Below are 21,209 nucleotides of genomic sequence, written 5' to 3' on the forward strand. Positions count from 1 at the left end.
TGAGTGCGATGACGCAATAGTTACTATGGCGACAAATTCCCCAGCGATATCATCCGCCTACTTAGAGACTTGTTTTATTTCGAGTGTACGGATACGTTTGGCTTTGATATATAGCTGATCCGTAATGGAGCTGAGGCGCATGACACGCCATGCAGTCCCGTAGTCTTTAGTTTTTTTTATGAATAGATTTTTGCAGTAATCAATGACGGCATTGTATTCTTCGATGGTGTTCATATAATAAGGCTCTTTTGTTACAAATATAGTCAGAAAAGTTCGTTGACTATAGTCACAAAACTGTTTGATTTTAGCATTTATGCTTAATTGTAAGATTATTTCAAGTAACTTCGAATAAACATAAGACGATATCATGCAAATCAATAAGCCCGACATCAGGCAGGTGGATATTATCCGATATATTCAACCTTTAGAGAGGGGGGATCGTCTTCCGGGATTGGTTGATGCCGACGATGGTTTTAGCTATGTGATAAAATTTCGTGGTGCGGGACAGGGTAAAAAAGCCTTGGTAGCCGAACTTATAGGAGGGGAGCTCGCTCGATTTCTAGGACTTCGGGTTCCGGAGATGGTCTTTGCCCGTTTGGATGAAAGTATGTGGCGCCTAGAGGCAGATGAGGAGATACAAGATCTTTTGAAGTTTTCGGTGGGAAATAATCTGGGGGTACATTTCTTGAGGGGAGCCATCACTTTCGATGCTAACGTGGATGTCATCAGTGATGAAGAAGCGTCTAAAATCGTGTGGCTCGATGCACTACTGATGAATGTGGATCGTACAGCACGCAACACCAATATGCTGGTATGGCACAAAGAACTGTGGCTTATCGACCATGGTGCTTCCTTATATTTTCACCATTCGTGGGACAACTGGCAGGATTACGTAGAAAAACCCTTTGTGCAGATTAAAGATCATGTGCTGCTCAAATCAGCTTCTAAAGTTGCCGATATTCATAATCAGTATAAGGATGTTTTCAACAAAGAAAATATTCAAGGGGTATTGCAGGTCATCCCGGACGAGTGCTGATGGAGGAGGGAAGAGAACTTTCTCCGGAGCAAGTGCGAGAGGTTTATCTACAGTTTTTACTGCAACGATTGGAAAATGCGTCGGTATTTTTAAATCAGATCGAACATGAGCGAAAGAACATTATATGAGTATGCTGTAGTGCGTTTGGTGCCTCGTGTAGAACGTGAAGAGTTCGTAAATGTCGGTGTAGCTTTGTATTGCAAAAAATATCAATATGCGGAATTTCTGTATCATCTAGATACAAACAAACTAAAAGTCCTTTGTCCAGACATCGATATAGAGAATATTGAGAAGCATTTGCTGTCTTTTCAGCGGATCTGTACAGGAGATAAAGCATACGGGAAGATTGCCCATCTAGAGCAAGCCGAACGTTTTCGTTGGCTTACCGCCAACAGAAGCACCATCATCCAGTGTTCACCTGTACATACTGGCATGTGTCTTTCCCCTCAGGAGACTCACAAGGAATTGATGGATAAGTTAGTGCTATAATATCTATAAAAATAGTAGATATTTGTTTGTCAAAAATGTAGCTTTGCATTTATGGAAGAGTTTTATAACCATCTTTTTAAGAAACAGATTGAAGCGCAGGATATGCCTAGCAATACGCGTATCTGCAACTGGGCTAGAGATTTGTTTAGGGCCTTGTTTCCCGAACGTAACCCCAAGCAGTTGAGTTCGGTAACTGAGGTCAGAGCAATGTTTGAACAGTCACAACAAGAACTACTCGATATACTCCGTAAGAGCAAAGTATGTAACAGCTGTCATAACGAACGTACGGTAAAAGATTTTTTTGACTCTCTGCCCGAGCTGTATGAGGTGATGTTGACGGATGCTCAGGCTATATTGGAGGGAGATCCAGCTGCACAGGATTTGCGTGAGGTGATACGTACGTATCCAGGTTTTTTGGCTACATCTATTTATAGAATGGCGCATAGGTTATGGGAGTTGGAGGTGCCTCTTATTCCACGGATTTTAACCGAATGGGCACATGAACGTACAGGCATTGACATCCATCCCGGAGCAAGAATAGGTAAATATTTACATATTGATCATGGTACAGGGTTAGTCATCGGTGAGACCTGTATCATCGGCGAGCATGTAAAGCTTTATCAAGGTGTAACCTTAGGGGCACTGAGCGTGGAAAAAGGATTTGCCGGAAAGCAACGTCATCCTATTATCGGTGATTATGTCATCATATACGCAGGTGCTACCATACTTGGAGGGGAAACACATATTGGGCGACCACTCCATAATAGGAGGGAACGTATGGCTGACTTCCAGTGTGGAGCCGTACACGACAGTATATCATCAGCCTAATTCGAAATTTATTGACACTAAACCCGCAATATAATGGGAAATATTATAGATACTATCGGAAATACTCCGTTGGTGGAGATTACCAGTTTTCACAATAATCCCAACGTGAAAATCTACGCTAAACTGGAGGGAAATAATCCTGCAGGATCGGTAAAAGATAGACCGGCATTAAATATGATTCAATCTGCGTTGGAGCGTGGAGATATCAAACGTGGCGATAAACTTATTGAAGCTACCAGCGGAAATACCGGCATTGCATTAGCTATGATTGCTAGCATGTTTGGTATGGAGATCGAGATTGTGATGCCAGCAAACTCTACCCGGGAGCGTACCTTGACGATGGAAGCTTTTGGAGCTAAAGTGACCTTGTTGGAAAATATGGAGGTCTGTCGCGATTATGCGGAGGAGAAGGCTGCACGGGAAGGGATTTTTATTTTGAATCAATTTGCTAACCCCGATAACTATAAAGCACATATCAAAACCACTGGCCCTGAAATATGGCGCGACACGCAAGGAAAAATTACCCACTTCGTCAGTGCTATGGGAACTACCGGGACTATTATGGGAAATTCAATCTATCTGAAACAGCAAAATCCTAATATTCAGATTGTAGGATGCCAGCCTACAGAAGAGTCTTCCATCCCGGGGATCCGCCGATGGCCGCAAGAATATCTTCCAAAGATTTTTGATCCTTCACGTGTGGATAGGATTATTGATATAGACCAAGCAGACGCCATCGAGAAGTCCAGATTGCTGGCCCGGAAAGAAGGTATTTTTGCCGGTATGAGTTCGGGAGGTGCTTTTCATGCAGCATTGAAAGTGGCCAATGAATTAGATGAGGGGGTTATTGTCTTCATCGTTTGTGATCGGGGAGATAGATATTTGAGCTCTAATCTGTTTGGATAGTTTTTGTAAGAATTATTGACTTAAACAGCCCAAGCCGAATAATTTTTTATTCGGCTTTGTTGTTTAATACGTGTGGTAATATGTCTACAAATCGAGGGAAGAAGTTTGACTGTATTTTATTTTATATAAATAAAAAATATTTTTACAATAAAAAGTTGTAAAAATATAATTTAATATTGTAAATTTAAATCAGTAAACTTCTTTTTATGAAAGCAAAATTATTTACCAAGTTTTCGGCAGTATTGGCTACTGTATTAAGTATAACGTCAGTACATGCGCAAGATTTCTCCACAATTGAAGGCACTACGCCTCTAGGACCGAGTTCTCAATATAGAACATGGTCTTTAGGTGTAAATTTAGGTTTGTTAAGCCAGGCCGCCAAATTTGGATTCAAAGATGGAGATCTAAATTTAGGCTATAGTGCTTATCTCAAAAAGCACCTCACCCCAGCCTTTGGCTTAAAACTTCAATATGTGGGAGGCAAGATTTCTGATGTGTCATCAAATTCAGGTACTTCTACCAATATTGATACCAAGTTACCGTGGTCTATCGCTTTGTCGGGAGAGTATACCATAGCGAATGTCAACTGGAGATTGTTTAATGCCAAGGTAAAACCTTATGTGGCAGCAGGTATTGGAGCGGTAAATTTAAATACAGTATCTTCCTCGTCGGATGAAAAACAAACCAGAATGTTTGTCCCTGTAGATGCTGGATTCAAGTTTGCTATAGCTAAAGGTGTTAATCTTGATTTAGGCTATCAACTAAATTGGACTAATGACTATTTCGACGGTAAAACGGGTCATACTTTTGAATACGATTTGTTTTCTTACATTCATGCCGGACTGGAATTTGCATTAGGACCAAAAGAAAAGCCTTTCATGGCTAACAGCAATCCGGTTGCTACTTTAGTAAACGATTATACACGTAAATACGATGAACTTAAAGCCGAAAGAGATGCTTTATTAGCGTCCAATAAAGCTGTTCAGGCACAGATGGAGGCATTGACTAAAGGACTGAAAGATGATGATGGCGACGGTGTGGCTAACATGTACGATAAATGTCCAAATACACCTGCAGGAACAAAGGTGGATGGAGCGGGATGTCCTCTTCCAGAACTTAAATTGCCTGAGTCGGAACAAAAAATTGTAGTTGAGGCTGTAAAAAATTTAGAATTTGATTTCAACAAAGCTACGATAAGATCTTCTTCGTATAGCTATCTGGATAAATTAGCAGAACTGATTAAACATAAAAATTATAATTTAAAATTGGACGGTTATACCGATAACGTGGGTACTGCGGATGTCAATAGACGTCTTTCGAAAGAGAGAGCAGAAGCCGTAAAAGCTTATTTGGTATCCAAAGGGGTGGCTGCGAGCAAAATTACTACAGCCGGACATGGTATGAGCAATCCTATCGCCTCCAACAGTACCGAAGAAGGCCGTCAACAAAATCGAAGAGTGGAGTTTACTTTATATTAGAGTGTCAATTGTTTAAGGTTATAAAGAAAAGGGGACAAGGATTGTCCCCTTTATCTTTATACAAAAGCGCTGTATCCTGTTATGCTGCGCCCCACGATTAATGAATTTATCTCTTTGGTACCTTCGTACGAATATATAGCTTCGGCATCTGCTAAAAATCTAGCAACATTATATTCCAGCAAGATACCGTTACCGCCCATGACCTCTCTGGCTCGAGAGACAATATCTCTTGTGCGGAGGGTACAGAATACTTTTGCTAGCGAGGCATGTTCGTCTTTGAGTTTTCCTTCGTCCTGCAATTCGGAGAGGCGGAATACGAGTGTCTGCATGGCCGTAAGGTTTGAAAGCATCTCTACCAGATGGTTTTGGATAAGCTGGAAGGAGGCTATAGGCTTGCCAAACTGCTCTCTCTCCAGAGTGTAGGCTAATGCATTTTCGTAGGCTCCTCTCGCGCAGCCTACAGCCATCCAAGCTACACCGGCACGCGTCATCTGTAATACCTTCGCCGTATCTTTAAAGGTGTTGGCATGAGGAAGTCTGTCCGACTCAGGAACAAGGCAATTCGTCAGGGTTATCAGTCCATTTTGCACGATGCGTAAAGCCATTTTGCCTTTGATCTTTTCTACCGCGAACCCTGGATTTTCTTTGCGAACGATGAAGCCTTTGACCTGATTGTCATCTACATCGCGCGCCCAAATGATAACCATATCGGAAAATGTAGAATTGCCTATCCATTTTTTCTGTCCGTTGAGTATCCAACCTTCCGGGGTCCTTTTACAGGTGGTGGTCAGCCCTCCTGCCGTAGCGGAACCAACATCCGGTTCGGTAAGTCCGAAGGCGCCAATCTTTTTTAGCTGTTGCATGGCAGGAAGCCATTCTTCCTTTTGTGCTTCCGACCCACAGATATATATGGAGCCCATGGCTAATCCACTCTGTACGCCCAAAAAAGTCGCTATGGAAGGGTCTATTCTTCCAAATTCGGCAGCGATGATACCGTCCATAAGAGAGGTGCCGCCAGCACAGCCATACCCTTCATATACGTATCCACACACATTGAGTTCTGCCAGCTTGGGAATGATTTCGAAAGGAAAGTCGTCGTGTAACCAATAGTTGTTGACAATGGGCTTTATTTCTTTTTCCAAAAAACTACGTACCTTCAGCTGTAAGGCCCGGTCCTCGGGTGAAAGTTTAGATCCTATATCATAAAAGTCGGCATCAATGGGAGGAGCTTCCTTCTTTTTGTTGGAAGAGGTGAGCATCTTCATGGCCATCTGCAGCTGCTTCTCGTCCATCGCCGAAACAGCCTTCAGTACAGAACCTAAATCTACCTTTTGTGACAATTTATCCAATTGTGCAAGATCCACTGTCTTAAGCAGTTTGATCAGCTTTCTAATCTTCTCTAGCATAACTTATTCATAGGTTTATAAATCATTTGTATTAAAATTAATTTTTTTTGTTGCTTTTTCAGAAATGTGTCCTATATTTGCATCCGAAATAAAACAAAATATATTTTTTAATCCTGATAATCAAAGGTTTAAAGAAAAAATAAAAAAAGTTTTATTTCTTGGGTTACCTTTTCGAAGTACCCGTATTAATAAGTGTAGAAAACAAAATTTGTTTTATTTAAAAATAGAAAATTTAAAAAAGATGAAAAATTTATTCGCATTCGGATTTTTAGCATTAGCTTTAACTGTAGCTTCATGTAACAATGCATCTAAAACTGAAGAAACTGCTGATTCTTTAACTAACGCTATCGATTCAACAGCTGATGCATTAACTGATTCAATCAACGCTGCTGCTGATTCAGCAACTGCTGTTGTAGATTCTATCGCTGACTCAGTACAAAACGCTCAATAATCCGATAAGAGTTAAGATACTCCGAAAAGCCCGTGTATTAGACAACACGGGCTTTTTTGTTTATTGTCATGGGCGAAGTGCATAATTTTTGTATTTTTGATGCCATATAGTTAGTCCCTTAGACTTTTATAATTTTAAAATATGTCATTATCATCACTTACAGCCGTAACACCTATTGACGGAAGATATTATAACGCTACCAAAGAATTGTCTGATTATTTCTCAGAGTTTGCACTGATTAAATATCGTGTATTGGTAGAAGTCGAATATTTTATTGCTTTGGCGGAGTCCGGCATTCCTCAATTAGCACATTTCGATGGTTCTTTGAATGAAAAGTTAAGAGATATCTACAGGAATTTCACTTTAGAGGATGCACAATGGGTAAAAGAAACCGAAAAGGTAACCAACCACGACGTTAAGGCGGTAGAGTATTTTTTGAAAAATGAATTCGAAAAGCTAGGCTTGCATGACTCTTTGGAGTTTATCCATTTTGGATTGACTTCACAGGATATCAACAATACAGCTATTCCATATTCCTGGAAACAGGCTATACAGAATGTTTATTTGCCGACGATTACCGAGCTATTGGACGAACTTAAAGGATTGTCGGACGAGTGGAAAGATGTAGCTATGTTGGCCCGTACACACGGACAGCCGGCATCTCCGACGCGTCTCGGCAAGGAAATCAAAGTTTTCATTGAGCGTATAGAGAAGCAGCTGGAAGCCTTGAAAGCTGTTCCTTACTCCGCTAAATTCGGTGGTGCTACAGGTAATTTCAATGCGCATCATGTAGCCTATCCGGAAGTGGATTGGGTAGCTTTTGCCAACAACTTCGTTAATGAAAAGTTAGGTTTGAGCCGCTCGCAGACCACCACGCAGATCGAACATTACGACAATTTTGCGGCTAGTTGCGATGCCTTCAAGCGTATAAACAATATTATCATCGATTTATGTCGCGATATATGGACGTATATTTCGATGGATTATTTCAAACAAAAGATTACCAAAGGACAGATAGGCTCTTCGGCAATGCCGCATAAAGTCAATCCTATAGACTTCGAGAATGCGGAAGGTAACTTAGGTATTGCCAACGCCATCTTTGAGCATTTGGCAGCTAAACTTCCTATCTCAAGATTACAGCGCGATTTGACCGACTCTACAGTACTACGCAATATCGGTGTTCCTTTTGCTCATACATTGATCGCTTTCAAATCTACGTTGCGCGGTCTTCGTAAGCTTATCCTGAACGCTGACGCCTTCCAGAAAGATTTGGAAAATAACTGGGCGGTGGTGGCCGAAGCTATACAAACTATCTTACGTCGTGAAGGCTATCCTAAACCTTACGAGGCTTTGAAAGATCTTACAAGAACCAATGCGCATGTGACACAAGAAACCATAGCGGCTTTTGTAGAATCCTTGAATATCAGTGAAGAAGTAAAAGCGGAGATTAAAAAAATCACGCCTTGGAACTATACAGGTGTGGCATTATAAGCTTTTACGATACAATGACGTTTTAAGTTTAGCTTAATGGCTATATTTGAATAATTATATTGAAACTATGGCAACTATAAATGTATATACAGAGTCTACACCGAACCCTTCGACAATGAAGTTTTTGGTAAATAAACTTCTTATCAACGGTAGTGTAGATTATCCGGATAGAGAAAAAGCGCAAGCATCACCCTTTGCAAGAGAACTTTTCAAGTTCAACTTCGTAAATGGGGTATTCTTCGCTTCCAACTTCGTCACTATCACGAAAACCGACGATGTAGAATGGTCGGATATCGAAGATATTCTTAAAGAGTTTGTGAAGGGTGCGGTAGAGTCGGAGCTGAAAGTTCAGGAGATAGTGAAAGAGGAGAACGTAGCTTTCGAAGGGTCAGAGACCGAAATAAAAATCCAACAAGTGTTGCACGATTACGTTCGTCCAGCCGTAGAGCAGGATGGAGGTGCTATCGCGTACAAGTCTTACGAAAATGGCGTTGTAACGGTAGAACTGAGAGGATCATGCAGTGGCTGTCCTTCTTCCACCATTACGTTGAAGGCCGGTATTGAAGGCTTATTGAAGCGTATGGTTCCTGAAGTACAGGAAGTAGTTGCAGAAGCTATGTAATTATTCAAATAACACGATATACAAGAGGCTCGGTAAAATTACCAAGCCTTTTTTGTTGTTCTAATTATCTTCTAATCCTTATCTTTAATTCTGCATAAGAATATTTTATGAAAAGATTGATAAAACTATTGTTTGTTTATATTGCTTTTGTTGGATGTACTACGAATAAGGAAGTAGATCTGATTGTTTATAATGCACGTGTCTATACTGTTGACTCAGCGTTCTCTATTCAGGAGGCTTTTGCGGTGAAGAATGGAATTTTCATCGATATCGGAAGTTCTAAACATATCCTTGATAGTTATATCGCAAAAGAAATGATAGACGCGGAAGGCAAAGCCGTATTTCCTGGCTTTTACGATGCTCATGGTCACAGCTTTCTGTTGGCTGAATATTTTCAACAGGTGGATTTGGTGGGATGTAAGTCTGTACAAGATTTGGTGAGCAGGTTGCAGCAATACCGTAAAAAATATCCGGAGAAAAAGTGGATTGTTGGGGGTGGTTGGGATCAATCCCTCTGGCCAGACAAAAAAATGCCGCACAGAGATACACTGGATAAATACTTTCCTGATGTGCCTGTCTTTTTGAATCGTACAGATTATCATGCTGCTGTGGTAAATAGTGAAGCCCTTAAGATTGCACAGATTGATGAGAGCACTACGGTGGAAGGTGGACGTATCGAAAAGGACAGTACTGGGCGTATTACAGGGATTCTTGTTGATAATGCAATGGCTCTAGTAAGCCAATATATTCCTTCTGCCAAAGAGGACAATATGCTAAGCATTCTACGTCAAGCACAGGATTCCTTGTTCTCGGTAGGGTTGACAAGTATGGTGGATGCAGGGCTGTCGGAAGAGGAGCTCGACCTACTGAAAAAATACTACCAGTCTGACTCGTTGAAAATCCGTAACTATGCCATGATCTTTGCGGAGCCTCACAACATTCAAAAATACATCCGTGATGACATTTATGAGTCAGATAGGCTTACCATCCGCGCCATAAAAATGATGTCGGACGGTGCTTTGGGGTCCAAAGGAGCTTGTATGCTGGACAACTACGAGAATGATACCATCAGAGGTTTCTTGTTACATCCAAAAGAAGAGTTTGAAAAGGCCTTAACCATATTGAGCAAGTCGAATTATCAGGTCGCTATTCATGCTATAGGAGATTCTAGTAACAGGATGCTACTGGACCTTTACGGTAAGATGGATGTTAAGGACAAAAGATGGCGTATAGAACACGCCCAAGTAGTACACCCGTCGGACTTTGTCAAATTCCGTACATATGGTGTTTTGCCTTCCATCCAGCCTACTCATGCTACCTCCGATATGAAATGGCTGTACGAAAGAATAGGAAAGGATAGAGCGAAGTCGGCCTATGCGTATAAGGAACTATTGAAATGGTATGGAAAGGTAGCCATTGGAAGCGATTTTCCGGTGGAGCATTTTAATCCATTATATGGATTCCATGCTGCAGTAGCAAGGCAAGATGCAGCAGGTAACCCGCAAGAGGGATTTCAGATGGAGAATGCCTTGACACGGGAAGAGGCCTTGAGAGGAATGACCATATGGGCTGCATATTCGTGTTTCCAGGAAAAGAAAAGAGGTTCCATAGAGAAAGGGAAGGATGCCGATTTTGTAATGCTGGAAGAAGATTTAATGACAGCGCCGACCGAGCGGTTAAGAGATATAAAAGTATTACGTACTGTGGTGGCGGGAGAGACCGTGTATACAAAGAGATAAAGAAAAGGAGCTTCCATTGAAGCTCCTTTTTTATTACATGTCAAACAAATGTTTTTCGGCGTGATATGATGAACGAACTAGAGGTCCTGATTCCACATATTTGAATCCCATCTCAAGACCTATTTGCTTGTATTTTTCAAACTGTGCTGGTGTCACCCAGTCAATTACAGGGTGATGTGCTTTGGTAGGCTGAAGATATTGTCCTAAAGTAAGGATATGTACCCCTACGTTATAAAGGTCTTGCATAGCCTCTATGACATCTTCTTCTGTCTCACCCAGACCTAGCATAATTCCCGATTTCGTACGCAATCCTGCCTCCGAAATGCGTCTTAGACATTCCAAAGAGCGGTCGTATTTGGCCTGGATACGTACTTCTCTGGTCAGACGACGTACGGTCTCCAAGTTGTGGGATACCACTTCCGGCCTTTCAGCTAATACGCGATCCAGATTATCCCATTGTCCTTTGAAATCAGGAATCAGCGTTTCTAATGTGGTGCCAGGGCTTTCTCGACGTATAGCTTTGATGGTTTCGGCCCAGATGGTAGAGCTCCATCTTTCAAGTCGTCACGGTCTACGGACGTGATAACACAGTGCTTTACCTGCATCAACTTTACCGATTGGGCTACACGGTTAGGTTCATCCCAATCCACCGGAAGAGGTCTTCCTGTTGCTACAGCACAGAAAGAACACGAGCGGGTACAGATATTACCCAAAATCATAAAGGTTGCGGTGCCTGCTCCCCAACATTCCCCCATATTCGGGCAATTGCCACTTTCGCAGATGGTATGTAATTTATGTTCGTCTACAAGGTTTCGAACATGACGATATTCTTTCCCTACTGGAAGTTTCACACGCAACCAATCTGGCTTACGCTGTGTCTGATGGACTGGTATTACAGGTAGTTCTATCATACTACAAATGAAACTTTGCAAAATCTGAATGCCCTATATTCTTTTACGAAATCACAGCATTGTAATAAAATAATTGTCGACCGGAATGAATAAATTGCTCGAATAAAAAAGGCCTTCTGAATCAGAAGGCCCTTAAGTATTAACAATTCATCAATATTGATTAGAATTCAAATCCAATACCAAAAGATAAAACTCTATTTTTCACATCATTCGAAGGGAATTTATCACCTGCGATATTCGTTAAACCTAATCCATAGTTAGCGTTAATCAAGAAACCGCCTGCTAATTTTACACCTGCAGTAATATTAGCACCGAAATCCACTCCTTTTAAAGTTTCATCTTTACCAAATTTAAATTCATTTAATGTAGTAGATGAACCATCACCATTATCCCCTATTCTGTTGAATTTATTCTTTCCGCTCAAACCAAATCCTACATAAGGACCGGCACCTAACTGTAATTCTGCACCGCCTAATGGTAATTTACCTACAAAATTTACAGGTACTTCTAACCACATAGTGTTTTGAGTCACCTCAAGTCTGTTTGATCCTACTTTATAATCAGCAAATTTTGCACCTTTACCTTGTAATGATAAACCTGGTTGAATAGCAAAATTAGGGCTCACATTAGCGTTAACATAACCTGTAATATAAAAATTAGTAGCTGATTTAGTATCTGATAAATCATCTGTACTTCCATAGTTGTAAGAAGGTAAAGTAACTACCTGCTTTCAAACCAAAACCTGTCTGTGCTTGAGCTCCTACTGCTAATAATAACGCTGCACCTACTGATAGTAAAACTTTTTTCATAATTCTTTTATAAATAGTTAAACCATTCTGTTGCTACTATATCCCCGTCTCAAGCAACATTTCAGGTAGGGAATTCCAAATATCATACCAAAAAAGTGGCGGATAAATTTTTGTCCATTTTTTGATTTAATATTTTGCATTTTCAAAATTTAGAGTTACTTTTGCACACCCGCTGAAGGGAAAGGGTCGGATGGCCGAGTGGCTAGGCAGAGGTCTGCAAAACCTTGTACAGCGGTTCGAATCCGCTTCCGACCTCGTACAATAAAAATATTAAATACAATGGGAGTTACACGTTTAAAAAGAAAAGATAGAAGAAACAAAACTGTCTCACGTGTTGAAGTACAGTTTTTGAAATTAGGCCGTAATTTAGAATCGGGTTCACGTTCTAAAATGCCTAAAAACAGCCAAATTCGTAAAAACGAATGAAATCTTAAATAAATTAGCTGCCGAGTTAGGAAAATAATTTATAGATTCATCATATACAAGATATAAAAAAGGTCTACCACGTGTAGACCTTTTTTATTTTAATGTAATATCAGTTAAAAAAGAAAGGCGTCATTATGGTTGTGACGCCTTTTTTATGTATGAGACTGGTTAGTCTAAGATCGCTGCAATGCCAGGTAAGGTTTTGCCTTCCATGTATTCCAATAAGGCACCGCCTCCAGTGCTTACATAGCTTACATGTTCAGTCATACCAAATTTAGCGATAGCAGCAGCAGAGTCACCTCCTCCGATAAGGGAGAAACGCCCCTTGTTCTGTTGCTAATACTACGGCGTCGGCAACGGCTTTGGTACCTTTGGCAAAGGTGTCGAATTCGAAAACCCCCATTGGACCGTTCCATAATAAGGTGCGTGAAGCGGAGATGACCTCTGCAAAGTGACGTGCCGACTCTTCGCCGATGTCTAATCCTTCCAAGTCATCCGGAATCTGGTCGTTGGGACCGTTGAACACGTTGGCATCATTGGCAAACTTATCCGCAATTTGTGCATCCGTAGGTAATACCAGATTAACATTTTTCTCTTCCGCCTTTTTTACTAGTTCATTTGCCAAATCCAGCTTGTCCAGCTCGCAAAGGGATTTACCGATCTGACCACCGCGGGCTTTCACGAAAGTATAAGCCATACCACCTCCGATAATCAGGTTGTCGACTTTTTCTAATAGAGCTTCGATCAACTGAATTTTGTCCGACACTTTAGCACCTCCGATGATGGCGGTAAAAGGTCTTTCCGGATGATTAAGTACTTTTTCAGCATTTTTGAGTTCTGCCTCGATCAGGTAACCAAAATATTTGGCTTCAGGGAAAAACTGAGCGATGACAGCCGTAGAGGCGTGAGCACGGTGAGCTGTACCGAAAGCATCGTTAACGTATACGTCTCCTAACTTGGCAAGCTTTTCTGCGAAATCTTTATCTCCCTTTTCTTCTTCTTTATAGAAGCGTAAGTTTTCCAATAGCAACACTTCCCCGCCTTTTAGGTTGGCCGCCTTGTCTATGGCTTCCTGACCAATACAGTCGTTGGCAAATTGAACATCCACACCCAATACAGAGGATAGGTGTTTAACGATATGTCGTAAAGAGTATTTGTCTGTAGGTCCCTCTTTTGGTCTGCCCAAGTGAGACATCAGGATTACCGCTCCGCCGTCATTCAAAATCTTTTTGATGGTAGGCGCAGCTCCCTGAATACGGTTGTCGTCTGTAATATTGAAATTTTCATCCAACGGAACGTTAAAGTCTACGCGTATTAAGGCTTTCTTTCCGGAAAAATTTAAGTTGTCAATAGTTTTCATAATCTCATTATTGCTAATTCAGCAGTTAATTTATTCTTAAAATAATAAATCGGCTGCGGTCTGTGATACAGTTTAGTTGATTTAAGCAGTAAATATAAAAAAAGCAAAGAAATTTCATTCTTTCTTTGCTTTTAGTATGTTAATAAATTTCTACGGTATAAGGTATTCTTGCCTGAATTCCTGTATGTTTAGTCAGTTTTTGGAGCTCTTTTAGGTATTTATAATATTCTCCCAAGTCCTCGCCAATCATCCACATACGTATCTTATCTTTAGATGTTGTGAAAATTGAGGCAAAAGGACTTTCTGATTGTGGGTATTCTTTTACGTAATAAGAGTCGAGCTTACCTTTAGCTGCAGCGGCTCTGATGGCATCTTTGATATTGCCGATCTTGTCTACCAGCCCGAGGGCCACTGCCTGTTCGCCTGTCCACACACGACCTTGGCCTATGCTGTCAACCTTGGAGGTAGGAATTTTACGTCCATCTGAAACCCTTTTGATAAACGTTTGGTAGGTTTCGTTTACGTATTGCTGCATAATGGCTTTTTCCTCTTCGGTGAGAGGCTTGTCCCAGCTGTTCAGCATGGTGGCGTATTTGCCTGTTTTTACTTCTTCAAACTTAATTCCTAACTTATTGTTGAGCAATTCTTTCGCATTAGGAATAAGCCCGAAGACACCTATAGAGCCTGTAAGGGTACTCTTCTCTGCAAAAATGGAGTCTGCAGCAGCAGAAATATAGTAACCTCCGGATGCGGCATAGTCTCCCATAGATACGATGATAGGTTTAACCTTTTTGGTAAGGTCTACTTCTCTCCAGATGATATCGGAAGCTAGAGCAGACCCTCCCGGCGAGTTGACGCGCAGCACGATGGCCTTTACATCCTCATCTTCTCGAAGCTTGCGTAGCTCTCTCGACAGTTTGTCTCCGCCAATTTCTTCTATACTGCCTTCTCCATCTACTATGTCGCCATAAGCATACAATACGGCAATTTCGTTGGATTTATCTTTGTTGTTGGTCGGAGTGCCACCATAGTTTAATACAGAAACTACCGGTATATCTTTTTTATTATCGATGTTCAGGCGCTTTTTGATTTCGGCGATAAGTTCATCCTTATACAGCTTGCCGTCGATAAACTTGTATTTTAAAGCGTCGTCAGCATTGCGGATGACGAATTCATCCGCGTAGCGGAACAAGGAGTCTTTCTGAATTTTTCTGCTTGCGGCAAGGTCATCCAGAAACATATTATAGATGCTGTTTAGATAAGACATCGTCTGCTCCCTGTTCGCTGGCTCATTTGGTTCATAGTGAAAGGTTCTACTGCTGACTTGTACGTACCTACACGTACCACCTGCATGTTGATACCAAACTTATCCAGCGCATCTTTGAGGTACATGATACTTGTTCCCAAGCCACGGAAGTCCAACGATCCCTGTGGATGAAGGTAAATCTTGTCGGCGGTAGAGGCTAGGTAATATGCTTTTTGTGAGTACCCTTCACTATAAGCAACAATAAACTTCTTGGAGCTTTTGAAATCCACCAAGGCGTCCCGTATAGCCTTTAATGTAGCAAACCCTACATTGGCTGTGCTCGCATTGAGATAGATTCCTTTGATGTTGTCATCGGTCTTGGCTGCTTCGATGCGGGCCAGTAAGTCATTGAGGCCAATAGACTTTTCAGCCATACCGAACGGTAAGTCTAAATCTTCGAAAGGATTGTCTACAGACTTTTCTATAATATTGTAATCCAATGTTAGATAAAGAACCGAGTTGGGCGGTGCCGGCTGTGTTTTTTCCGACGAAAATTGCGCTATAATGGCAATCATGAAGAAAAATAGAAAAAAGGCAATGATGCCGGTGATGATGATTCCCGTGATAGTTGCTAATACCTGCTTAAAAAAACTCATACGTATTATTTAATTTTAAGTTATAAATTTACAGCAAAAAATCGAATAGTAGAGAACTTTCTGCTATGATATGACGGTATGAATGTGGTATATATACTTTTGGGAGCCAATTTGGGGAATCCACTCCAGCAGATCGGTAGTGCTTTGAGGTTGCTGCAGGAGCGTCTGGGGGCGTTGGTTGCTGTTTCTTCCCTTTATCAGTCGGAGGCATGGGGTGTTGAGGAACAACCTATATTCTATAATCAGGTAGTTTCCTTCTCCACGCCACTTTCGGCACAGGAATGTCTGGCTATCTGTCAAAGTATTGAAAATGAGTTGGGACGTATAAGACATGAAAGATGGGGCGCACGAGTGATAGATGTAGATATCTTATATTACAATGAAGAAATTATAGAGAAGTCCGATCTTGTGGTACCCCATCCATATATAGCACAACGCCGTTTTACGTTAATTCCTTTGTGCGAGATAGCTCCTGATTACGTGCATCCCGTTTTTAAGGTGAGTAACAAAGACTTATTATTAAGCTGTGAAGACCAACTGGGGGTAATAAAACTTTAACCTATGAACTATCAAATTATAAATTGGGATACTATTTCGGAGTCCATGATGGGCAATGAAGAAATGATAAAGCAGTTTGTACAGATGTATCTTGTCCAATCTCCTGTAGATTTTGAGGCTTTGGAGCAGGCAGTATTCAATAAAGATATGATTGCAATAAAAGACAAAGCGCACCATATCAAACCTACTATGCAGTATGTGGGAGCAATTTCCCTGCAACAGGATTTTCAATTGTTGGAAAATATGGCAAAGGAGGGCAAGGATATCCGAGAAATTGAAGGGCTGCTGGAACGTATTAAGCCTAAGTTTGAACTTCTTTTGGAAGAACTCCGAATGTTGGCAGGATAGCCCTACTGATAGGTAGAGCTTACTTTATGGCTTTTAATCTTTTGCCCTTTTTGGGCGTAATAGCTTCACTACAACTTATAAACTATTCGTAAAATACAACCTTGTTGTGCGATATTTTTAATAAGTTTGTATTAGTGGAATAGAATACATTTTTCGATGGCAAGTAGAAGCAATTCTTTTAAAAATACTTTCAATAGAGGGACGAAGGAGACGCGTAGCAAAGGACGAGAAGAAGCTCCTAAGCGGGAGCCCATAGTAAAACCGTTTGACTCCATAAACTTTTCGGAAGGACAACGTAAGGCGCTGAAAATCTTGGGTCTTTTCTTGATTCTATGTTCGTTTTTGTTTGCAGTAGCCTTTGTTTCTTATTTATTTACGTGGAAACAAGATCAAAGTTATATTTCCGCCACAAATGGTGGTTGGAGTACATTGTTCAAAACCAGTGAGGAGCTTACCGAAGACGGTGTGGAGCCCGTAGTGGAAAACAAACTCGGAAAGTTGGGGGCTTTGTTGGCCAACCAGTTTATCTATAACTGGTTTGGGATTGGCTCTTTCCTATTCGTGTTGATTCTATTTGTCGTAGGATATAAATTCCTTTATCGCAAGTCTCTATTACCTATCTGGAAGACATTGCTCTATTCTACCATTGGCATAATCTATATTTCCGTAACATTAGGTTTCATTCAGGATTATATTACAGATACACCACATATTTTGGAGGGTAAGTTTGGTTATTGGACCAACCAGCTGCTGAATGCACAAATAGGAAAATTTGGTATCGGAGGATTGATTGTCTTTGCTTATTTGGCAGCATTGGTATTGATTTACAATCTGGACCTTAAGTTTGCTTTTTCATCAATAGGTAGTACGTCTTCGGAATCGGAAAATTCTGAAAGTGTAGACTACGATCTTATGAATGATAAGCCTATTCTTCCGAAAAATGCGGTTAAGAAGCAAGAAGAGGAAGAGGTGCAAGAGGAGGAAATGGATATTGACGGAGCGGTAATTGAAGTGTCGAACACGTTAAGGACAAATCGCCCCACGCTGACGGTAAACGACAGATTCCGGCATCTACATGAATCAGAGCCTGAAGATCAGGAAGAAGAACCTCTTCAGCAAGAGGAAGAGGTGCAAAGTGTGGAATTCGAGCTGCAGCCTAGTGATACAGATAGCCCTGTACAGTCCATAGATCTTTCGGTGGATAGTACCCCTCTGCATATTGAGCAGCCTAAAGCGGAAGAGGAGGTAACCCTAGCTGTAGAAGAGGTCAAGGAAGAAAGACAAATTACAGCGGACGACTTGGTGGCGCAATTCGGACAGTACGATCCGAAGCTCGACCTGTCAGGATATCAATATCCTACGTTGGATTTGCTGAAAGATCACGGTTCCGGTAAGATTACGATAAACCAGCAGGAGCTGGAAGCCAATAAAAATAGAATCGTCGATACTCTAAGAAACTATAATATTGAAATCGAACATATCAAAGCGACTATAGGTCCTACCGTGACCTTGTATGAGATAATCCCTAAGCCGGGGGTTCGTATTTCGAAAATAAAGAACTTGGAGGACGACATAGCCTTAAGTTTAGCGGCATTAGGAATACGTATCATAGCTCCTATGCCGGGAAAAGGCACCATAGGTATCGAAGTACCTAATAGCAATCCAGAGATGGTGTCCATACGTTCGGTGCTAGCTACGGAAAAATTCCAAAAGACGGATATGGATCTGCCTATAGCTTTGGGTAAGACCATTTCCAATGAAGTGTATATTGCCGACCTAGCAAGATGCCACACTTGCTAGTTGCGGGAGCTACAGGACAAGGAAAATCCGTAGGTATCAATGCTATATTGACATCATTGTTGTATAAGAAGCATCCTGCCGAACTCAAGTTTGTGTTGGTAGACCCTAAAAAGGTGGAGCTGTCATTGTTTAAAAAGATTGAAAGACATTTTCTTGCCAAATTGCCAGGAGAGGATGACGCTATCATCACGGATACCAAAAAGGTAATCAACACTTTAAATTCACTTTGTATAGAGATGGACCAGCGTTATGACCTTCTCAAAAACGCACAGGTTCGTAATCTTAAAGAATATAATGCAAAATTTATCAATCGCAGATTAAACCCTGAGGAGGGACATAGATTCTTACCGTTTATAGTTCTTATTGTTGATGAGTTTGCGGATTTGATGATGACTGCCGGAAAAGAGGTGGAAACACCTATAGCACGTCTGGCGCAGCTGGCACGTGCGGTAGGTATACACCTGGTCATTGCGACTCAGCGTCCTTCGGTAAATATCATTACCGGTACTATCAAGGCAAACTTCCCTGCGCGTCTGGCGTTTAGGGTGCTGTCGAAGATAGACTCCCGTACAATCTTGGATACCGGAGGGGCAGATCAGCTTATTGGACGAGGCGACATGCTGTTGGCGTCGGGATCGGACCTTATACGTATACAGTGTGCTTTTGTGGATACGCCGGAGGTGGAACGTATCTCGGACTTCATCGGCTCGCAGCGCGGATATCCTTCAGCATTCTTGTTGCCTGAATATGTGGATGAGTCGGGCGACGGATCGGGATCTCCAGAATTTGATTTGTCTGAGCGCGACCAGCTTTTCGAAGAGGCAGCACGTCTTATTGTCATGCATCAGCAAGGCTCTACGTCTCTAATACAGCGTAAGTTGAAATTAGGGTACAACAGAGCAGGAAGAATCATCGATCAACTGGAAGCAGCAGGAATTGTTGGTCCATTTGAGGGAAGTAAAGCGAGAGAAGTTTTATTCCCCGATGAATATTCCTTGGAACAATATTTAGAAACGTTAAGAAAGGATAATTAGCATGAAAAAATTATTAATTGGCGCTAGCATTTGTAGGAAGCTCCTTGCAAATCTTTGCGCAGACAGACCCTGCAGCAAAGAAAATTTTAAACGAAGTATCGAAAAGATATAGCAGTTACAAGACCATAAAGTCGGAATTTACGCTGACCATACAGGATGCAAACAAGAAAAGTTATAAGTCCGAAGGGTGATGTTTTTTAACAAACCCAAAAATCAGTATGCCATCCATATGAAGGATCAAGATGTGCTGTCGGATGGCAAGACGGTGTGGAATATAGCCAAAGATATCAAAGAGGTGCAAGTGACCGAAAACGAGAAGGATGGAAGTACTATAGGCCCCAGCAACCTTTTCAACTTTTATCAACAAGGATATAAATATGTGTTGATGGAAGATGAAAAGATAGTCCGTCAAGGAAAGACCGAGATGGCCAAAGTTATTGAACTAGCTCCTTTAGATACGAAGACCAATTACTTCAAAATCAAGCTTCGTGTCAATAAGAATAATCACATTCAGGATGTGACTATATTTGATAAGTCAGGCAATCGATATACTTATGCTATTGAGTCCCTTTATATTGGAAAACACTTTGATGACAGCATGTTCAAGTTTTCCAAGGAAAAATACAAAGGGATATGAAATAGTAGATCTTAGATAGGAAGAAACTGAGAAAATAAAAAACCTTCGAATTAGCTTTCGAAGGTTTTTTATTGATTTCTTCTTCTTTGTAGTTGGGTTCTTAATTTGTTAAAGAAATCCTCCTCTACTTGAAAGAACTGAGAAGCTCTTGATTGGCCGATGATTTTTGACGAATTCTTTCCGATAAGCTTTTTTGAGCTCTCTACCTCTTTGGCATCAAACGCTTATAACATCACGTTTTTGAGGATTGAAGGAGTTACCTCTACGGCCGCTAATACTTCCGCGTTTGGCGCGTCTTATTTCCCACATTTCTTTATTGTACTTGTTATATATGGGAAAGAATTTCTGCGCTTCCGCAGGAGTTAGTTTTAATTCCTTTGTGATATATGCTACCTTTTCACTTTCTATAGCCTCAAAATTTTGCTGAGCAAAAGCTGAGGATATCTGAAGTGTCAATACAAAGCATATTGTCGTTAAAAGGTGTTTTAGTTGTAACATTATAACATGTAATTTAAATATTCTTCAATGTCTTCAGCCTCAATATCTGCATCCAGTTGAATGCTTTCTTGGTTAGAGTCGGACACAAGCTGGGTTAATTGGATTAAATCGGCTCCGTCCGATACTTGGGCTAAATAGTTGAGAATTTCCTCATCACTCACATTGTCCAAGTTGAGATCTGTATGGGCATATGTCGAGACCTCTTTATCCCTATTGAGGGAGGATAGTCCTATGTACGAACCTACCCCTACCAAAAATAGGGCAGCGGCTGCGGCCACATATTTTTTCCAGGCGATGATACGGCGTGAAGGCAGCGTGCGTACCGGTGTCTCTTGCTTGTCCGCTCCAATCGTCTTGGCCAATATTGCGTCTGCCGATTTTTCGAAGTAGCCTACAGGTACCGTTATATTGGTGTTTCTTTGCCCAAATGTTTTCATCCACTTTTCGGCATGTATGTTTGCTTCGATAGCTGCGGCCGAT

At 41.2% G+C, this 21,209-nt stretch carries 19 protein-coding genes, 1 tRNA gene and 6 pseudogenes; 16 read left to right on the top strand and 10 right to left on the bottom strand.

All coding sequences use genetic code 11. The features are described from left to right. Positions 1–57: 57 nt before the first annotated feature. Positions 58–234 carry a DUF1599 domain-containing protein gene (locus SD31_RS15810; protein ID WP_231561038.1) on the bottom strand — a complete coding sequence of 59 codons (177 nt, stop codon included), beginning with the start codon at positions 232–234 and terminating at the stop codon, positions 58–60. A 133-nt stretch (positions 235–367) separates the two neighbouring features. Between SD31_RS15810 and SD31_RS01545 the strand changes: the two genes are divergently transcribed. The 5 genes and pseudogenes from SD31_RS01545 to SD31_RS01565 all read left to right on the top strand — a co-directional run bounded on the left by SD31_RS01545 (position 368) and on the right by SD31_RS01565 (position 4,737). Further along, on the top strand, positions 368–1,036 hold the full coding sequence (locus SD31_RS01545) for a HipA family kinase (RefSeq protein ID WP_231561039.1): 669 nt from the start codon (positions 368–370) through the stop codon (positions 1,034–1,036). Between the two features lie 105 nt (positions 1,037–1,141). Next, on the top strand, positions 1,142–1,525 hold the full coding sequence (locus SD31_RS01550) for a DUF3037 domain-containing protein (RefSeq protein WP_039052860.1): 384 nt from the start codon (positions 1,142–1,144) through the stop codon (positions 1,523–1,525). 51 nt (positions 1,526–1,576) lie between these two features. Beyond that, a pseudogene (locus SD31_RS01555) lies at positions 1,577–2,387 on the top strand (serine O-acetyltransferase). Further along, positions 2,387–3,259, top strand: a complete 873-nt coding sequence (cysM, locus tag SD31_RS01560; RefSeq protein WP_039052861.1) for a cysteine synthase CysM — start codon at positions 2,387–2,389, stop codon at positions 3,257–3,259. The pseudogene SD31_RS01555 and the gene cysM overlap by 1 nt, the downstream one beginning before the upstream one ends. A gap of 206 nt (positions 3,260–3,465) precedes the next feature. After that, positions 3,466–4,737, top strand: coding sequence for an OmpA family protein (locus SD31_RS01565; protein WP_039052862.1), 1,272 nt, complete (start codon positions 3,466–3,468; stop codon positions 4,735–4,737). A gap of 56 nt (positions 4,738–4,793) precedes the next feature. Here the strand turns inward: SD31_RS01565 and SD31_RS01570 are convergent, their stop codons facing one another. Further along, positions 4,794–6,143, bottom strand: coding sequence for an acyl-CoA dehydrogenase family protein (locus tag SD31_RS01570; protein WP_039052863.1), 1,350 nt, complete (start codon positions 6,141–6,143; stop codon positions 4,794–4,796). Between the two features lie 64 nt (positions 6,144–6,207). Here SD31_RS01570 and SD31_RS17975 point away from each other — a divergent pair, with 64 nt between their 5' ends. The 4 genes from SD31_RS17975 (at position 6,208) to SD31_RS01590 (ending at position 10,446) form a co-directional block, all read left to right on the top strand. Next, positions 6,208–6,594, top strand: coding sequence for a hypothetical protein (locus tag SD31_RS17975; protein WP_231561040.1), 387 nt, complete (start codon positions 6,208–6,210; stop codon positions 6,592–6,594). 141 nt (positions 6,595–6,735) lie between these two features. After that, on the top strand, positions 6,736–8,085 hold the full coding sequence (gene purB, locus SD31_RS01580; protein ID WP_039052864.1) for an adenylosuccinate lyase: 1,350 nt from the start codon (positions 6,736–6,738) through the stop codon (positions 8,083–8,085). Between the two features lie 67 nt (positions 8,086–8,152). Next, positions 8,153–8,707, top strand: coding sequence for a NifU family protein (locus SD31_RS01585; protein ID WP_039052865.1), 555 nt, complete (start codon positions 8,153–8,155; stop codon positions 8,705–8,707). Positions 8,708–8,814: 107 nt separating this feature from the next. Further along, a complete protein-coding gene (locus SD31_RS01590) occupies positions 8,815–10,446 on the top strand; it encodes an amidohydrolase (RefSeq protein ID WP_039052866.1) in 1,632 nt (543 codons plus the stop codon). Positions 10,447–10,479: 33 nt separating this feature from the next. Here the strand turns inward: SD31_RS01590 and lipA are convergent. The 3 genes and pseudogenes from lipA to SD31_RS19710 all read right to left on the bottom strand — a co-directional run bounded on the left by lipA (position 10,480) and on the right by SD31_RS19710 (position 12,166). Then, positions 10,480–11,357: pseudogene (lipA, locus tag SD31_RS01595) on the bottom strand (lipoyl synthase). Positions 11,358–11,517: 160 nt separating this feature from the next. Then, positions 11,518–12,030 (bottom strand): annotated as a pseudogene (locus SD31_RS01600) (outer membrane beta-barrel protein); the annotation flags it as partial. 10 nt (positions 12,031–12,040) lie between these two features. After that, positions 12,041–12,166, bottom strand: a complete 126-nt coding sequence (locus SD31_RS19710) for a hypothetical protein (RefSeq protein WP_262506488.1) — start codon at positions 12,164–12,166, stop codon at positions 12,041–12,043. Between the two features lie 184 nt (positions 12,167–12,350). Between SD31_RS19710 and SD31_RS01605 the strand changes: the two genes are divergently transcribed. Beyond that, a tRNA-Cys gene (locus SD31_RS01605) sits at positions 12,351–12,421 on the top strand. Positions 12,422–12,445: 24 nt separating this feature from the next. Beyond that, on the top strand, positions 12,446–12,592 hold the full coding sequence (locus SD31_RS15815) for a spore protein (RefSeq protein ID WP_082021758.1): 147 nt from the start codon (positions 12,446–12,448) through the stop codon (positions 12,590–12,592). A 168-nt stretch (positions 12,593–12,760) separates the two neighbouring features. Here SD31_RS15815 and SD31_RS01610 read toward each other — a convergent pair. From SD31_RS01610 to SD31_RS20505, 3 genes and pseudogenes are all read right to left on the bottom strand, one after another. Continuing rightward, a pseudogene (locus tag SD31_RS01610) lies at positions 12,761–13,952 on the bottom strand (phosphoglycerate kinase). A 139-nt stretch (positions 13,953–14,091) separates the two neighbouring features. Beyond that, on the bottom strand, positions 14,092–15,219 hold the full coding sequence (sppA, locus tag SD31_RS20500) for a signal peptide peptidase SppA (protein ID WP_316929717.1): 1,128 nt from the start codon (positions 15,217–15,219) through the stop codon (positions 14,092–14,094). Then, on the bottom strand, positions 15,207–15,854 hold the full coding sequence (locus tag SD31_RS20505; protein WP_316929718.1) for a S49 family peptidase: 648 nt from the start codon (positions 15,852–15,854) through the stop codon (positions 15,207–15,209). Before SD31_RS20505 ends, sppA begins: the two co-directional genes overlap by 13 nt. Before the next feature lie 78 nt (positions 15,855–15,932). Between SD31_RS20505 and folK the strand changes: the two genes are divergently transcribed. From folK to SD31_RS01635, 5 genes and pseudogenes are all read left to right on the top strand, one after another. Next, positions 15,933–16,412: a 2-amino-4-hydroxy-6-hydroxymethyldihydropteridine diphosphokinase gene (gene folK / locus SD31_RS01620; RefSeq protein ID WP_039052867.1), complete on the top strand. Its 480-nt coding sequence runs from the start codon at positions 15,933–15,935 to the stop codon at positions 16,410–16,412. Positions 16,413–16,415: 3 nt separating this feature from the next. Beyond that, complete coding sequence (locus SD31_RS01625) at positions 16,416–16,760, top strand: Hpt domain-containing protein (protein ID WP_052258532.1); 345 nt, start codon at positions 16,416–16,418, stop codon at positions 16,758–16,760. 156 nt (positions 16,761–16,916) lie between these two features. Beyond that, positions 16,917–19,594, top strand: a pseudogene (locus tag SD31_RS01630) (DNA translocase FtsK 4TM domain-containing protein). A 17-nt stretch (positions 19,595–19,611) separates the two neighbouring features. Next, positions 19,612–19,785: a hypothetical protein gene (locus SD31_RS16355; RefSeq protein ID WP_156138144.1), complete on the top strand. Its 174-nt coding sequence runs from the start codon at positions 19,612–19,614 to the stop codon at positions 19,783–19,785. Positions 19,786–19,823: 38 nt separating this feature from the next. Beyond that, positions 19,824–20,231: a LolA family protein gene (locus SD31_RS01635; protein WP_197053465.1), complete on the top strand. Its 408-nt coding sequence runs from the start codon at positions 19,824–19,826 to the stop codon at positions 20,229–20,231. A 216-nt stretch (positions 20,232–20,447) separates the two neighbouring features. On the opposite strand, the gene SD31_RS15820 is transcribed toward SD31_RS01635, so the two are convergent. Both SD31_RS15820 and SD31_RS16850 read right to left on the bottom strand, forming a co-directional pair. Then, positions 20,448–20,729, bottom strand: a complete 282-nt coding sequence (locus SD31_RS15820; RefSeq protein WP_231561041.1) for a hypothetical protein — start codon at positions 20,727–20,729, stop codon at positions 20,448–20,450. Beyond that, positions 20,729–21,209, bottom strand: a pseudogene (locus SD31_RS16850) (hypothetical protein); the annotation flags it as partial. The gene SD31_RS15820 and the pseudogene SD31_RS16850, both read right to left, overlap by 1 nt.

This window comes from Sphingobacterium sp. T2 (genome assembly GCF_000814685.1).
Classification (GTDB): domain Bacteria; phylum Bacteroidota; class Bacteroidia; order Sphingobacteriales; family Sphingobacteriaceae; genus Sphingobacterium; species Sphingobacterium thermophilum.

Excerpts from the sequence above, each read along its gene's own strand:
- SD31_RS20505 (WP_316929718.1), bottom strand. The coding sequence starts at position 15,854 with ATGAGTTTTTTTAAGCAGGTATTAGCAACTATCACGGGAATCATCATC.
- SD31_RS15820 (WP_231561041.1), bottom strand. The coding sequence starts at position 20,729 with ATGTTACAACTAAAACACCTTTTAACGACAATATGCTTTGTATTGACA.
- SD31_RS15815 (WP_082021758.1), top strand. The coding sequence starts at position 12,446 with ATGGGAGTTACACGTTTAAAAAGAAAAGATAGAAGAAACAAAACTGTC.
- SD31_RS15810 (WP_231561038.1), bottom strand. The coding sequence starts at position 234 with ATGAACACCATCGAAGAATACAATGCCGTCATTGATTACTGCAAAAAT.
- sppA (WP_316929717.1), bottom strand. The coding sequence starts at position 15,219 with ATGTCTTATCTAAACAGCATCTATAATATGTTTCTGGATGACCTTGCC.
- purB (WP_039052864.1), top strand. The coding sequence starts at position 6,736 with ATGTCATTATCATCACTTACAGCCGTAACACCTATTGACGGAAGATAT.
- SD31_RS19710 (WP_262506488.1), bottom strand. The coding sequence starts at position 12,166 with ATGAAAAAAGTTTTACTATCAGTAGGTGCAGCGTTATTATTAGCAGTA.
- SD31_RS01585 (WP_039052865.1), top strand. The coding sequence starts at position 8,153 with ATGGCAACTATAAATGTATATACAGAGTCTACACCGAACCCTTCGACA.
- SD31_RS17975 (WP_231561040.1), top strand. The coding sequence starts at position 6,208 with ATGTGTCCTATATTTGCATCCGAAATAAAACAAAATATATTTTTTAAT.
- SD31_RS01550 (WP_039052860.1), top strand. The coding sequence starts at position 1,142 with ATGAGCGAAAGAACATTATATGAGTATGCTGTAGTGCGTTTGGTGCCT.
- SD31_RS01625 (WP_052258532.1), top strand. The coding sequence starts at position 16,416 with ATGAACTATCAAATTATAAATTGGGATACTATTTCGGAGTCCATGATG.
- SD31_RS01570 (WP_039052863.1), bottom strand. The coding sequence starts at position 6,143 with ATGCTAGAGAAGATTAGAAAGCTGATCAAACTGCTTAAGACAGTGGAT.
- SD31_RS01590 (WP_039052866.1), top strand. The coding sequence starts at position 8,815 with ATGAAAAGATTGATAAAACTATTGTTTGTTTATATTGCTTTTGTTGGA.
- folK (WP_039052867.1), top strand. The coding sequence starts at position 15,933 with ATGAATGTGGTATATATACTTTTGGGAGCCAATTTGGGGAATCCACTC.
- SD31_RS01635 (WP_197053465.1), top strand. The coding sequence starts at position 19,824 with ATGAAGGATCAAGATGTGCTGTCGGATGGCAAGACGGTGTGGAATATA.
- SD31_RS01565 (WP_039052862.1), top strand. The coding sequence starts at position 3,466 with ATGAAAGCAAAATTATTTACCAAGTTTTCGGCAGTATTGGCTACTGTA.
- cysM (WP_039052861.1), top strand. The coding sequence starts at position 2,387 with ATGGGAAATATTATAGATACTATCGGAAATACTCCGTTGGTGGAGATT.
- SD31_RS01545 (WP_231561039.1), top strand. The coding sequence starts at position 368 with ATGCAAATCAATAAGCCCGACATCAGGCAGGTGGATATTATCCGATAT.